This is a genomic window from Streptomyces sp. NPDC004111, from assembly GCF_042874215.1.
In the GTDB taxonomy this organism is placed as follows: Bacteria; Actinomycetota; Actinomycetes; order Streptomycetales; family Streptomycetaceae; genus Streptomyces.
Genome location: NZ_JBIAMU010000004.1, coordinates 40,281 through 53,116 on the forward strand (window position 1 = coordinate 40,281; position 12,836 = coordinate 53,116).

At 70.0% G+C, this 12,836-nt stretch carries 13 protein-coding genes and 1 tRNA gene; 8 read left to right on the forward strand and 6 right to left on the reverse strand.

Annotated elements, in window-relative coordinates:
• Positions 1 to 28 precede the first annotated feature (28 nt).
• Positions 29 to 724, reverse strand: a complete 696-nt coding sequence (locus ACFYVL_RS09905) for a DUF461 domain-containing protein (RefSeq protein ID WP_389242679.1) — start codon at positions 722 to 724, stop codon at positions 29 to 31.
• A gap of 598 nt (positions 725 to 1,322) precedes the next feature.
• Here ACFYVL_RS09905 and ACFYVL_RS09910 point away from each other — a divergent pair.
• The 7 genes from ACFYVL_RS09910 to ACFYVL_RS09940 all read left to right on the forward strand — a co-directional run bounded on the left by ACFYVL_RS09910 (position 1,323) and on the right by ACFYVL_RS09940 (position 8,329).
• Positions 1,323 to 1,805: a CarD family transcriptional regulator gene (locus ACFYVL_RS09910; RefSeq protein ID WP_003953493.1), complete on the forward strand. Its 483-nt coding sequence runs from the start codon at positions 1,323 to 1,325 to the stop codon at positions 1,803 to 1,805.
• Between the two features lie 302 nt (positions 1,806 to 2,107).
• Entirely contained in the window at positions 2,108 to 2,887 is a 780-nt protein-coding gene (gene ispD / locus ACFYVL_RS09915) for a 2-C-methyl-D-erythritol 4-phosphate cytidylyltransferase (RefSeq protein ID WP_389242681.1), read from the forward strand.
• On the forward strand, positions 2,877 to 3,377 hold the full coding sequence (gene ispF, locus ACFYVL_RS09920) for a 2-C-methyl-D-erythritol 2,4-cyclodiphosphate synthase (protein ID WP_389242683.1): 501 nt from the start codon (positions 2,877 to 2,879) through the stop codon (positions 3,375 to 3,377). Before ispD ends, ispF begins: the two co-directional genes overlap by 11 nt.
• A gap of 122 nt (positions 3,378 to 3,499) precedes the next feature.
• A complete protein-coding gene (locus ACFYVL_RS09925) occupies positions 3,500 to 3,904 on the forward strand; it encodes a PPOX class F420-dependent oxidoreductase (RefSeq protein ID WP_389242685.1) in 405 nt (134 codons plus the stop codon).
• 113 nt (positions 3,905 to 4,017) lie between these two features.
• A complete protein-coding gene (gene cysS / locus ACFYVL_RS09930) occupies positions 4,018 to 5,418 on the forward strand; it encodes a cysteine--tRNA ligase (protein WP_389242687.1) in 1,401 nt (466 codons plus the stop codon).
• A gap of 139 nt (positions 5,419 to 5,557) precedes the next feature.
• Positions 5,558 to 6,514: a 23S rRNA (guanosine(2251)-2'-O)-methyltransferase RlmB gene (gene rlmB / locus ACFYVL_RS09935; RefSeq protein WP_389242688.1), complete on the forward strand. Its 957-nt coding sequence runs from the start codon at positions 5,558 to 5,560 to the stop codon at positions 6,512 to 6,514.
• A gap of 156 nt (positions 6,515 to 6,670) precedes the next feature.
• Complete coding sequence (locus ACFYVL_RS09940; protein WP_389242690.1) at positions 6,671 to 8,329, forward strand: DoxX family membrane protein; 1,659 nt, start codon at positions 6,671 to 6,673, stop codon at positions 8,327 to 8,329.
• Positions 8,330 to 8,438: 109 nt separating this feature from the next.
• Here ACFYVL_RS09940 and ACFYVL_RS09945 read toward each other — a convergent pair whose 3' ends face one another.
• The 3 genes from ACFYVL_RS09945 to ACFYVL_RS09955 all read right to left on the reverse strand — a co-directional run bounded on the left by ACFYVL_RS09945 (position 8,439) and on the right by ACFYVL_RS09955 (position 11,161).
• Positions 8,439 to 9,182: an NDP-sugar synthase gene (locus ACFYVL_RS09945; protein ID WP_389242692.1), complete on the reverse strand. Its 744-nt coding sequence runs from the start codon at positions 9,180 to 9,182 to the stop codon at positions 8,439 to 8,441.
• Between the two features lie 95 nt (positions 9,183 to 9,277).
• Entirely contained in the window at positions 9,278 to 9,694 is a 417-nt protein-coding gene (locus ACFYVL_RS09950; RefSeq protein WP_389242694.1) for a hypothetical protein, read from the reverse strand.
• Between the two features lie 327 nt (positions 9,695 to 10,021).
• The gene (locus tag ACFYVL_RS09955) at positions 10,022 to 11,161 is read right to left on the reverse strand and encodes an ABC transporter ATP-binding protein (RefSeq protein ID WP_389242696.1); all 1,140 of its coding nucleotides are present in this window, start codon (positions 11,159 to 11,161) and stop codon (positions 10,022 to 10,024) included.
• A gap of 182 nt (positions 11,162 to 11,343) precedes the next feature.
• Between ACFYVL_RS09955 and ACFYVL_RS09960 the strand changes: the two genes are divergently transcribed.
• Positions 11,344 to 11,417, forward strand: a tRNA-Thr gene (locus ACFYVL_RS09960).
• A 149-nt stretch (positions 11,418 to 11,566) separates the two neighbouring features.
• On the opposite strand, the gene ACFYVL_RS09965 is transcribed toward ACFYVL_RS09960, so the two are convergent.
• Both ACFYVL_RS09965 and ACFYVL_RS09970 read right to left on the reverse strand, forming a co-directional pair.
• Entirely contained in the window at positions 11,567 to 11,980 is a 414-nt protein-coding gene (locus ACFYVL_RS09965) for a hypothetical protein (protein WP_389242698.1), read from the reverse strand.
• A 10-nt stretch (positions 11,981 to 11,990) separates the two neighbouring features.
• Positions 11,991 to 12,782, reverse strand: coding sequence for a hypothetical protein (locus tag ACFYVL_RS09970; protein WP_389242699.1), 792 nt, complete (start codon positions 12,780 to 12,782; stop codon positions 11,991 to 11,993).
• Between the last annotated feature and the right edge of the window lie 54 nt (positions 12,783 to 12,836).

The window sequence follows — 12,836 nt, forward strand, 5'->3', positions numbered from 1 at the left end:
CCCTTGTCGTTGAGCAGTGCCGCGAACGTCAGCGTGCGGCGCCGGAGGCGGTGTTCGAGGGGCTGTTCTTGGCGGGGGTGGCACCCGTGCTGGCTCCGGGGGTGGCGCCCGTACTGGCGCCGGGGGTGGCACCGGTGGTCGCGCCGGGGGACGGGGAGGCGGGTGCCGACGGGGTGACCGGGAGCTTGTCCGGGCCGAAGCCCTCGAAGTGGCCGACCGCGGGGATGACGAACGCGCGCAGCGTCACGTTGCCGGTCTCGCTGAAGCTGAAGGTGACGGGCTGGGCGTTGCCGTTCTGCGCGGCCTCGCGGCCGTTCTCGACGACGGCGGACGCGTTGTCCTTGCCGCCGATGACGACGGAGCCGCCGGCCGGCACGGTGATCTTGCCGGTCTCGCCCTTGGCCGGGGTCAGCTTCACCTTGGCGGCGGAGCCGCCGAGCTTGATCTCGTCCAGGGTCTGCGGCTTGTCGCCGTTGTTGAAGACCGTCGCGGCGACGACCGCGGGACCCTCGCCGACGGCGTGGCCCTTGGCCTCCTCGCGGGGCTGGGTGATCACCATGGCGTTCTGGATCTTGAGCTGGCCGTTGTCGACGGAGATCGCGGCGTTGTCCGGCTTGATGGCCAGCGTCTGTGCGTCGTTGCCAGCACCGCATGCGGCGAGCGAGGCGATCGAGAACGCGAGGGCGGTAGCGGCGAGAGCGCCGCGTCGAAGGCTGCGGCTCACGGCGGCGGCAACTCCTTGGACGTTACGGGCAGGGACGTGATGCCCGTTTAGATTACCGAGCCGCTCCCGGCGTGACGCACCCGACCCGCCTCCTCACCTGCCGGGTCGACACGATGCCGGAGCCCGGAGCGGACGGCACGCCCCCGGTGAGCCGTGCGATGCGCCGGGGCGGTGGGGAGCGTCGCGGACGGGCACGTGAGTGGCGGTATTCCGTGCAGGGTTCAATGGCTTGAATTCGAGGGGAATGCGAGACGGCGGGAATTGATCAACCGCGTACCGGCCCCGAACGTTGATCAATTCGGGATTGCCTCCGTACGAGTGAGCGATCTCCGAACGGAGTAGACGAACTTCACTTCGTGGAACCCGGCAAACCAGGACTTCTCGCCCCTCCCGGAGCCCCTGTGGTGCGTGTAACGTACGCGTTTCTCGTCGCCCGCAGAGCCGCTCCCACCTGCGAATACCGTCTTCCGGAAGCCTGCCGCAGCACGTTCCTGTTGTAGTTGTCAAGCCCCGAGATATGCCCTGACCTGCGGAAACGCCATTCAGAACAAGCAGTTTCCGTGTTACTCTGGATAGCCACGGAAGGGGTACCTGTCACATGACGTTCAAGGTTGGCGACACCGTGGTCTATCCCCATCACGGGGCCGCGCTGATCGAGGCCATTGAGACTCGCCAGATCAAAGGCGTGGACAAGACCTACTTGGTGCTCAAGGTCGCCCAGGGCGACTTGACGGTTCGTGTACCGGCGGACAATGCGGAGTTCGTCGGCGTTCGCGATGTGGTCGGGCAGGACGGGCTGGACCGGGTCTTCGAGGTGCTGCGCGCACCGTATGCAGAAGAGCCGACGAACTGGTCCCGTCGGTACAAGGCAAATCTGGAGAAGCTCGCTTCTGGCGATGTCATCAAGGTCGCCGAAGTGGTGCGCGACCTGTGGCGTCGTGAGCGCGAGCGCGGTCTCTCCGCCGGCGAGAAGCGCATGCTCGCGAAGGCGCGCCAGATTCTGGTGAGCGAGCTGGCCCTCGCGGAGAACACCAATGAGGACAAGGCCGAGGCCCTGCTGGACGAGGTTCTCGCGTCGTAACTCGCACGTGTGCGCCCTCGCGCGTACGCGTGTTTGATTTGTTGTGATGCCGCGATGTCCGCCGGTTGACTGTGTCCGCAGTCCGCCGGCGGACATCGCGGCATCTTTTTATCCGAAGACTCTGCAAAGATCGTTCCCGCGTGCGGTGATCCCATGCGCTGCCGTAGCGATGAGCCGCGGTGTTGTTGAAGTGCCGGTGCGGCTCCCTGGACGGCTGTCACGGAAGGGGCCGGTCAGAGCGCAGCGCGGCACGCTGAGGCCATACCCATGTCGGACGAGGCGACAAACCTCCGGAGTAGCCGATGACAGTCGAAGACATCCCCGCAAGCGCTTCCCCCGGCGGTCCGGCGGGCCGTACCGCCGCCGTGATCCCCGCGGCGGGCCGCGGCATACGGCTCGGCCCCGGCGCCCCCAAGGCGCTGCGCGCCCTCAACGGGACACCGATGCTGATCCACGCCGTCCGCGCCATGGCCGCCTCGCGGTACGTCGCGCTGGTCGTCGTGGTCGCCCCCTCGGACGGTGCGGGCGAGGTCAAGGCGATGCTCGACGCCTACGAGCACGCCCTGCCCGAGCGCACCGAGTTCCTCGTCGTGCCCGGCGGCGACACCCGCCAGGAGTCGGTGAAGCTCGGCCTCGACGTACTGCCCGACGACGTCCGTGTCGTACTCGTGCACGACGCGGCACGGCCGCTGGTCCCGGTGGACACCGTCGACAGCGTGATCGAGGCGGTACGTGGCGGGGCGCCCGCGGTGGTGCCCGCGCTGCCGCTCGCCGACACCGTCAAGCAGGTCGAACCCCGCACCGACGGGACGCCCGAGCCGGTCGTCGCCACCCCCGAGCGCGCGCTGCTGCGCGCCGTGCAGACGCCGCAGGGCTTCGACCGGGCCGTCCTGACGCACGCCCACGAGACCGTCCCCGCCGCCGGCGAGGGCGCCACCGACTGCGCCGGGATGGTCGAGCGGCTCGGGAAGCCGGTCGTGGTGGTGCCCGGCCACGAGGAGGCGTTCAAGGTGACCCGCCCGCTGGACCTGGTGCTGGCCGAGGCGGTACTCGCGAGGAGGAGGGCCAACGATGGCTTCTGAGCACCCCACCCGACCGGTGATCCCCCTGGTGGGCATCGGCACCGACATCCACGCCTTCGAGCGAGGCCGCGAGCTGTGGTGCGCGGGGCTGCACTGGCCGGACGAGGAGTTCGGCCTCGCCGGCCACTCGGACGCCGACGTGGTCGCCCACGCCGCGTGCGACGCGCTCTTCTCGGCCGCCGGGGTCGGCGACCTCGGCGCGCACTTCGGCACCGGCCGCCCGGAGTGGGCCGGGGCGTCCGGCGTGACCCTGCTGACCGAGGCGGCCCGGATCGTACGGGCCGAGGGCTTCGAGATCGGCAATGTGGCCGTGCAGGTCGTGGGCGTACGGCCCAAGGTCGGCAAGCGGCGCGAAGAGGCGCAGAAGGTGCTGAGCGCGGCGGTCGGGGCGCCGGTGTCGGTCTCCGGCACCACGAGCGACGGCCTCGGGCTGACCGGCCGCGCCGAGGGACTGGCCGCCATCGCCACCGCCCTGGTCTACCGCCCCTGACCCCGTCCGGCCGGAGCGCGGCCCCGCGCTCCGGCGGGTCGCCGCGCGTCGCCTGCGCCATGGCGGGCGGGCGGCGGGGTAGACGTAGGACCACAGCATCCGAACCCGGAAGGACGACGTCCATGTCTGCCGCACTCAGCGACCAGCTCAAGGCACTGCTCGACAGCCCCGTCTTCATCAACGTGGCCACCATCCAGCCCGACGGCAGCCCGCAGGTCTCCCCGGTCTGGGTGAAGCGCGACGGCGACGACGTGCTGTTCTCCACCACCGTCGGCCGCCGCAAGGAGAAGAACCTGCGCCGCGACCCCCGGGTCACCGTGCTGGTCCAGCCCTTCGACGCCCCGTACAGCTACGCCGAGATCCGCGGCAGCGCCGAGCTGACCACCGAGGGCGGCCAGGAGCTGATCGACGAGCTGTCGCTCAAGTACACCGGCAAGAAGTACGCGGAGTTCAACCCGTCGTCCGTCAACGACGACACCCGCGTCGTCGTCCGGGTCAGCGCCCGCAAGATCGTCGGCAGCATCTGAGGTTCCGGCCCCTCCGCCGAGGGGCCGCGGCCCGCCCCGGCGCTACGTATCCCGATGCGTAACCGGGGCGGGGACCGGCCCGCGCCGCCCGAAACACTCAGTACCCTTGTGGCGTGACTATTCGCCTGTACGACACCAGCGCCCGGCAGACGCGTGACTTCACCCCGCTCGTCCCGGGCTGTGTCTCGATCTACCTGTGTGGCGCCACCGTGCAGAGCGCTCCGCACATCGGGCACATCAGGTCGGGACTGAACTTCGACATCATGCAGCGGTGGTTCGCCCACCGCGGCTACGACGTGACCTTCATCCGCAACGTCACCGACATCGACGACAAGATCATCAAGAAGTCGGCCGAGCAGGACCGTCCCTGGTGGTCCATCGGGTACGAGAACGAGCGCGCCTTCAACTCCGGTTACGACGCCCTCGGTTGCCTCCCGCCCACCTACGAGCCCCGGGCCACCGGCCACATCACCGAGATGGTCGAGATGATGCGCGGCCTCATCGAGCGCGGCCACGCCTACGCGGCCGACGGCAACGTCTACTTCGACGTGCGCTCGTACGACGGCTACCTCCAGCTCTCCAACCAGGACCTCGACAACCTCCTCCAGCCCTCCGGCGAGGGGGAGACCGGCAAGCGCGACCCCCGCGACTTCGCCATGTGGAAGGCCGAGAAGCCCGGCGAGCCGAGCTGGGAGTCCCCCTGGGGCCGCGGCCGTCCCGGCTGGCACCTGGAGTGCTCGGCCATGGCGCACAAGTACCTCGGCGGGGCCTTCGACATCCACGGCGGCGGGATCGACCTGATCTTCCCGCACCACGAGAACGAGATCGCCCAGGCCAAGGCGTTCGGCGACGGCTTCGCCAACTTCTGGGTGCACAACCACTGGGTCACCATGGCCAACGAGAAGATGTCCAAGTCCCTCGGGAACTCGGTCCTCGTCAGCGAGATGGTCAAGAACTGGCGCCCCATCGTGCTGCGCTACTACCTCGGTACGCCGCACTACCGCTCCGCCATCGAGTACAGCGAGGAGGCCCTGCGCGAGGCGGAGTCGGCCTTCGCGCGCATCGAGGGCTTCGTCCAGCGGGTGGTGGAGAAGGCCGGGGGCGTCGTCGAGCCCGCGGCCGAGGTGCCGCCCGCGTTCGCCGAGGCCATGGACGACGACCTCGGTGTCCCGCAGGCACTCGCGATCATCCACACCACGGTCAGGCAGGGGAACTCCGCCCTCGCCGCCGACGACAAGGAAGCCGCCGTCGCACGGCTCGCGGAGGTCCGGGCCATGCTCGGCGTCCTCGGCCTGGACCCGCTCGACGCGCACTGGGCCGGCGAGTCCGACCGCGGCGAGGACCTGCACGGGGTGGTCGACACCCTCGTACGCCTCGTGCTCGACCAGCGTCAGTCCGCGCGCGAGCGCAAGGACTGGGCGGCGGCCGACGCCATCCGCGACCAGCTCCAGCAGTCCGGGCTGGTCATCGAGGACAGCCCGTCGGGACCGAGGTGGACGCTCGGGCCCCGCTAGGGGCTTTGGCGAGCAGGGCCCGTGAAGGGGCCGTCCGATGTGCCGCCCGGAGCCCCGGGCGGCACACTTCATTTACGTACGCATTGACGATCTGCATCACCGTGTGGATCGCAGGATCCACAGGAAACAGGTAGTCATCATGGCCGGCAACAGCCAACGCAGGAACCGCCGCACGTCCAACAAGAAGGGCATGCAGGTCGGCAGCGGCGGCCAGCGCCGCAAGGGGCTGGAGGGCAAGGGCCCGACCCCCAAGGCGGAGGACCGCAAGAAGCACAAGGCGAACCGTCTCGCCAACGCCAAGGCGAAGCACGCCCTGGCCCGCCGCCCCGCCCCGCGCCGCGGCGGCAGCAAGGGCACCTCGGAGATGGTCGTCGGCCGCAACCCGGTCTACGAGGCCCTGCGTGACGGCGTCCCCGCGATCACCCTCTACGTGCAGCAGTACATCGACAACGACGAGCGGGTCCGCGAGATCCTCCAGCTCGCCGGCGAGCGCGGCAAGGTCAACCTCATGGAGGCCCCGCGCGCCGAGCTGGACCGGATGACCAACGGCCTCAACCACCAGGGCGTCGTCCTCCAGGTCCCGCCGTACGAGTACGCGCACCCGCAGGACCTGCTGGACGCCGCGTACGACAACCACGAGGAGCCGATGGTCGTCGCCCTCGACGGCGTCACCGACCCGCGCAACCTGGGCGCCATCGTCCGTTCCGTCTCCGCGTTCGGCGGCCACGGCGTGGTCGTGCCGGAGCGGCGCGCGGCCGGCATGACGGCCGGTGCCTGGAAGTCCTCGGCCGGCACCGCAGCCCGTACGCCGGTCTCCCGGGTCACCAACCTGACCAGGGCGCTGGAGGAGTACAAGAAGGCCGGTGTCACGGTCGTCGGCCTCGCCGCCGACGGCGAGCACAAGGTCGAGGACCTGGAGCAGCTGGCCGGTCCGGTCTGCATCGTCATCGGCGGCGAGGGCAAGGGCCTGGGCCGGCTCGTCGGCGAGACCTGCGACTACCGGGTGCGGATCTCGATGCCGGGCGGCGCCGAGTCGCTGAACGCCGGCGTCGCGGCGGGGATCGTGCTGTACGAGACGGCGCGTCGCCGCAAGTAGCGGGCAGTACTGCGCTAAGGGGCCCCGGAGACGATCCGGGGCCCTTTTCGTCGTGCCGCCGTGACCTGCGAGGTCCGGGAGAACGTGCCGATTTGACGGGTCTCGGACAGATCGGCAGCGTCAAGGCAGTGTCCTAAACACACATCACTCGGTTAGATGAGTGTGGACACCAGAACACCCGGGTTCGACGATCAGCCCGCACTGAGCATGGTCAAGGTGCCCTGCGACCCGGCGCAGGTCATCGTCAACCACGCCAGTTTCCGCGTGCAGCTCGCGCCGAGCGCCGCGCGTTCCTCAGGAGCGCGGGGTGCCCTGGCTCAGACCGCGATGATTCCGGCGCTGAGCGGGGCCGGGGCGGTCGCGGCAGGCGGTGCGGCGGCCGGTGCCGCCGGTCGCCGCCGGACGCCCGTCGTGTGGTCGGGGAAGTCCGCGCCGGGCGACCCCGGCGCGGGCGGGCTGCTGCAGGCGGTACGGAATTCGACCGCGACCCGCACCGACCCGTTCGACGGCCCCGGCACCGACGACCTCGACACGGGCGCCACCCAGCTCATCCCGCGCGTCGGGGCCCCCGACGAGACCATGCAGAACCCGGTCGTCGACGGCTCCGCCGAGGGCGGGCCGCAGACCAGGATGCTGCCGAGAATGCGGCAGGCCGAGGGCGCGTACGACCACTACGAGGGCGAGGAGCCCCCGTACGACGACGAGGACCCGGAGGAGAGCGCGCCGCGCGGCGACGGGCGGGCCAGGCACTCCTTCTATCCCGACCGGCGGATGAACCTCGGCGTGGTGCTGCTGCCGCTGCGGGTCTTCCTCGGCTTCATCTCCATCTACGCCGGCATGGGCAAGCTCTGCGACCCCGTCTTCTTCGACGGCGGCGAGCGCGGCTCCATGGTCAAGTGGCTCAACTCGCTGCACCCGTGGGCGCTCGCCGAGCCGCTGCGGGACTTCGCGCTCCAGCACCCGGTCGGCGCCGGGCTCAGCGTGGCGTTCCTCCAGGTGGTCGTCGGCGTGCTGACGGTGCTGGGGCTGTGGCAGCGGGTCGCGGGCGTCATCGGGACGCTGCTCTCCGCGGCGCTGCTGCTGACCGTGAGCTGGAAGAGCGTCCCGGCGTACGACGCACCGGACATCATCTACCTCGCCGCCTGGTCGCCGCTGATCATCGCGGGTGCCCCGGTGTACTCGCTGGACTCCCGGCTCGCGGGCGAGGCCTGGCGCACGCTGGGCCCGCGCAGCGAGGTGTGGGAGCTGCGGCGGCGGGTGCTGCGGCGCGGCTTCCTGATGGTGGCCCTGGTGGTCGGTCTGACCCTGCTGGTCGGCTCCACGCTGGGCGGTGCGGTCCGGTCCGCCGAGGTCGTCGTGCCCGGCCCGGAGGACGACCCGGTCAACCACCTGCCCGGCCGGCCGCTCCCCAAGGAGCCCGGCGCGCAGCGTCCCACCGAGGGGCCGCGCAAGCAGACGCCGTCGCCCAGGGCCAGCGGTTCGGCGACCCCGTCGTCCCGGCCCAGCAGCACCGGCAGCCCGCGCGCCACCGCCACGGCGGGCGCGACGGCGGGACCCAGCGAGACCCGCGGCAGCACGGGCCGCACGCCCACCCGGGAGAGCGGCCCGGCCGCGACCACCGCGGGCCCGCCCGCCACCACCTCCGCCGGACCCACCTCCAGCGGCGGCGGCAACGGCGGCTCCGACAGCGGCGGTTCGAGCTCCGGCGGTTCCGGCTCGGGCGGCTCGGGCTCGGGCGGCTCCGGCGGCGGGAACGACGGGGGCTCCTCCGGCGGGGCGCCCAAGGAGAAGGTGATCGGCGGCCTGCTCGGCTAGCCCGTCGTCCGATGACGTACACACGCGTGAGGGCCCGGCACCTGTGGGTGCCGGGCCCTTACGCGTGTGCCGGGTCCGGGACGGGCGTACCGCCGCGCTCCCGTGGCCTTCAACGCCCGTCGGCGGCGAGTTCCTTGGCGGCCTCGGTGAGGTCCTTGGCGGTGTCGATGGCACGCCAGTAGGCGCCCTGGGGGAGCGGGAAGCCGGCCAGGCTGCGGGAGCGGGCGAGGCGGGGGAAGGTGGTGCGCTCGTGGTCGCCGAGGTCCGGCAGGAGGGCCGTGAAGGCGGCGGAGAAGACGTACACGCCCGCGTTGATCAGGTACGGGGACGGCGGCGACTCGATGAAGTCGGTGATGTGGCCGAAGGCGTCGGTCTCGACGGCGCCCCAGGGGATGCGGGGGCGGGCCAGGGCGAGCGTGGCGGTGGCGTCGCGCTCGGCGTGGAAGGCGGCCATCTCGCGCAGCGAGAACCGGGTCCAGATGTCGCCGTTGGTGGCGTACCAGGGCTGCTCGGGGTGCGGGAGGTGCCGGGCGGCGTACTTGAGGCCGCCCCCTCGGCCCAGCGGCTCCGTCTCGACGACGGTCGTGACGCGCAGGGGGAGTGCGGAGGCGTGCTCGGCGAGCCAGTCCTGGAGGACCTCGGCGAGGTGGCCGCAGGAGACGACGGCGTCAGTGACGCCTTCCGCCGCCAGCCAGGAAAGCTGATGGCCGATGATCGGAGTCCCGGTTCCGGGAATCTCGACCATCGGCTTGGGGCGGTCGTCGGTGTAGGGGCGCAGTCGCGAGCCCTGGCCGCCGGCCAGGACAACGGCCTGCGTGGGCGTCGTGGACGCGGGGGCGGGCGTGGAGGTCATGCGGAGGACGATATGCGGCGCCCGGGGCGCCGCGGGTCACGGACAGGGCCGTCGTCTTCGTGGGATCTTCGCCTTGTACGCGGGGACGGACGCGGTCAGCCGTGGTGGTGCGCGACGCCGGAGGCGAAGGACGTGTCGCACACGGGGCGCGAGAAGGACTGCGCGCGTGTGGGACCGTAGTGGGAGACTGCGGCACGGCCGAGCGCACGGGCGATGGACATGCAGTGCTTGGCCAGCGAGGGGCGGCGCTCGACCTCGCGCTGGAGGTGCGTGAGCGCCACGCCCGGGTCCTTCTCCTGAAGTTCCAGCAGCAGTCGGTCGCGCAGAATATCCTGCGGGGCACGGGACTTGGCCTTGGTGGACACGTCCTCGGCGGACGCGGTCAGGATCTGGGACTCGGGAGTGCCGGCGACCCACGGGACGCGGGTGACGGCGAGGGTCCCGGAGAGCACCAGGACGACGGGCAGGACGAGGGCGAGAGTTCGGCCGATGCGGCGTGCTGTGTGGGTCACGCGAGTGAGCGTAGCGGCCGGTGACGATTTGGCGACATTCAGTCACCCTCACGGGGGAAGGTTCGAGGTCCCTTTTCGAATGACGGGTTGACGCACAGAGATCGAAATGCCCAGTGTGCCGGGGTATTTGTCGACAGTGGTGGGCGGCTGGCCTGCGGACACACCGGATGCTGCCAAGCGGACGCGCGAGGGGCCCCGCACCGAAGTGCGGGGCCCCTCAGGTCACTTGGCCACGGGCCGACCGAACGCCGCTCGACCGGTTTCGTCGCCCGGGGCGACGGCGGATCGTGGCACCGGAATCCGGAGCCGGGTCCGCAGACCGGCGGGTCAGTCGGTGAGGCGCTCGCCCGTCTTGGTGGAGAAGACGTGCATCTCGCCCGGACGCGGCACGACGTGCAGCTCGGTGCCCTTCTCGGGGACGGCGCGGCCGTTGACCCGGACCACCAGGTCCTTGTGCTCGCCGCCGACCTCGGCGGAACCGTAGACGTAACCGTCGGCGCCGAGCTCCTCGACGACGTTGACGGAGACGGCCAGACCGGCCGGGGCGTCCTTGGTGTCCTTCGACAGCGACTTGGCGGCGTCGCCGCCGCCGAGCTCGACGATGTCGAAGTGCTCGGGGCGGACACCGACGGTCACCGTGGTGTCGCCCTTGTCGGCGGCGGCGGACAGGGCCTCGCGGCTGACCGGGACGACGCTGTTGCCGAACTTCACGCCGCCGTCGGTGATCGGGACCTCGACCAGGTTCATGGCCGGGGAGCCGATGAAGCCGGCGACGAAGAGGTTGGCCGGGCGGTCGTACATGTTGCGCGGCGAGTCGACCTGCTGGAGCAGACCGTCCTTGAGGACCGCGACGCGGTCGCCCATGGTCATGGCCTCGACCTGGTCGTGGGTGACGTACACCGTCGTGATGCCCAGGCGGCGCTGGAGGCTCGCGATCTGCGTACGGGTGGAGACGCGGAGCTTGGCGTCGAGGTTCGACAGCGGCTCGTCCATGAGGAAGACCTGCGGCTCACGGACGATGGCGCGGCCCATGGCGACACGCTGGCGCTGACCGCCGGAGAGCGCCTTCGGCTTGCGGTCGAGGTACTCGGTGAGGTCGAGGATCTTCGCGGCCTCTTCGACCTTCTTGCGGATCTCGGCCTTGTTGACGCCGGCGATCTTGAGGGCGAAGCCCATGTTGTCGGCGACGGTCATGTGCGGGTAGAGCGCGTAGTTCTGGAACACCATGGCGATGTCCCGGTCCTTCGGCGGCAGGTGCGTGACGTCGCGGTCGCCGATCCGGATGGCACCGCCGTTCACGTCCTCCAGGCCCGCGAGCATGCGCAGGGAGGTGGACTTTCCGCAGCCGGACGGGCCGACGAGGACGAGGAACTCGCCGTCCTCGATCGCGATCTCCAGCTGGTCCACGGCGGGCTTGGTGGAGCCCGGGTAGATGCGGGTGGCCTTGTCGAACGTGACTGTCGCCATGGCGATGCGTCTCCTTCACCGGCAGGAACGTGCCGGACGATCCGAGTAAGGGAGTGAAGTGGTCTGGTCCAATTAGTGGACCGACTGCGACGCTACCCGGGGGACGGGGATCTGTCAGCACCCTTGGCCTGTGAATTGTGCTGGCCGTGGGGGGCGGGGGTCCGGTTAGACTGCTCGGACGCGCCTCCTTAGCTCAGCTGGCCAGAGCAACGCACTTGTAATGCGTAGGTCATCGGTTCGAATCCGATAGGGGGCTCTGTGCACGCGCCAGGCCAGACCTCGTCTGACCTGGCGTTTTGCGTGCAGCGGTGTGTTCGGCGGAAGCGGGGCGGCGCTGGGGTGCTGCCGGGTGGCCCCTGGGGGGCGGGGGAGTGCCGCGGTGCCCGGTGGCGGGGGCGGGCTTCCTCAGGGCGCTGCGGACAGGAACTCCCTGATGGACTCGATGTCCGCGAGGTCCACGTCCCGGCGCAGGGCGCTCTTCCATTCCGCTGTTCTGGCGAGGGGCAGGAAACTGAGTCCCTCGATTTCTTCCCCCTCCTCGATCAGCGCATCCACGGAGTAGCCGAACCAGCCGTCGAGTATCTCTATTTCTCCGCCGAAAAGAACAATGCGTTGGGCCGGGCCCAGCGGGGATCTTTTTGCCGGGCCGAGTTCCAGGGCTGCTTTCCATGCCTTTCCTCGGGCCACGATGTCGATATCGCCAATTGTTCTGTTCATTCCGTGGGCCAGCATGGGGGCACTGCCGGCGATCACGTAATCTCCAGCCGGGAGATGCAAGGAGATGAATTTCCGGAAAAGCGGGTGATCGCGCAGTGCCATGGTGCTCCTTCTAGATGGGTGGCATCCCCAGAGCCATTCTGGTGACGCCCGAAGTGACGAGAGCCACCGCGACGCTGACGAGCGTGCCCAGCAGATAGTAGTCACCGACGAGCTTCTCCGCCTGCTGGATCTCCGGGAATCGGGCCAGCGATTTCGCCGTGACCACGAGTGCGGCGGCGGCCGGGTTGCCCGAAACCAGGAATGCGAAAAGAATAAATCTCTCGATCCATCCGACGTGCGGTCCCGCTTTGATGAAGTCCTCGACGCTTTCGTCGAACTCGGACGACTCGATTTTCTCCTTGATCTTGCCGATAAGCGGCCGGACGACCCGGCTGATCAGCCGCTGGCAGCCGAAGACGGCGATCAGCAGTCCCGAGACCGTAATCACCACCTTCGCGTCCCCGATCACCTGCTGCCGTACGAAGCGCAGCACAGGGCCGATGCCGAGGATCAACGGGACCAGGGCGGCGGCCATTCCCACCGCGGCCACCGCGTACTGAACCTTGGACGGGTTCGCCCGCCGGATTACCGCCGTGCGGAATTTCGTCCAGCCGGATTTCGGGTTCGGGAACTTCCAGGTGGCCGGTCCGCTCAGTACCGCCAGGCAGGCGGCGGCCAGGGCGACGGAGAGGAGGGCGACGGCTTCCTTCCGGGTGACCCCGGACGATGCCACGGTGAGAAGGCCGTAGACGAGCGTGAAGAAGATGGCGTGCCACGGCCGCTTGGAGTGCCAGTTGAAAGCGGTGGGCACGGTGAAGGCGGCGACAAGTCCGATCGCCGTCCGGGCCAGCTCCATGATCATTTCCCCGATCCGACCGGGTGTGCCGGTCAGCCTGTCAACTGATCCCGCTGAAAG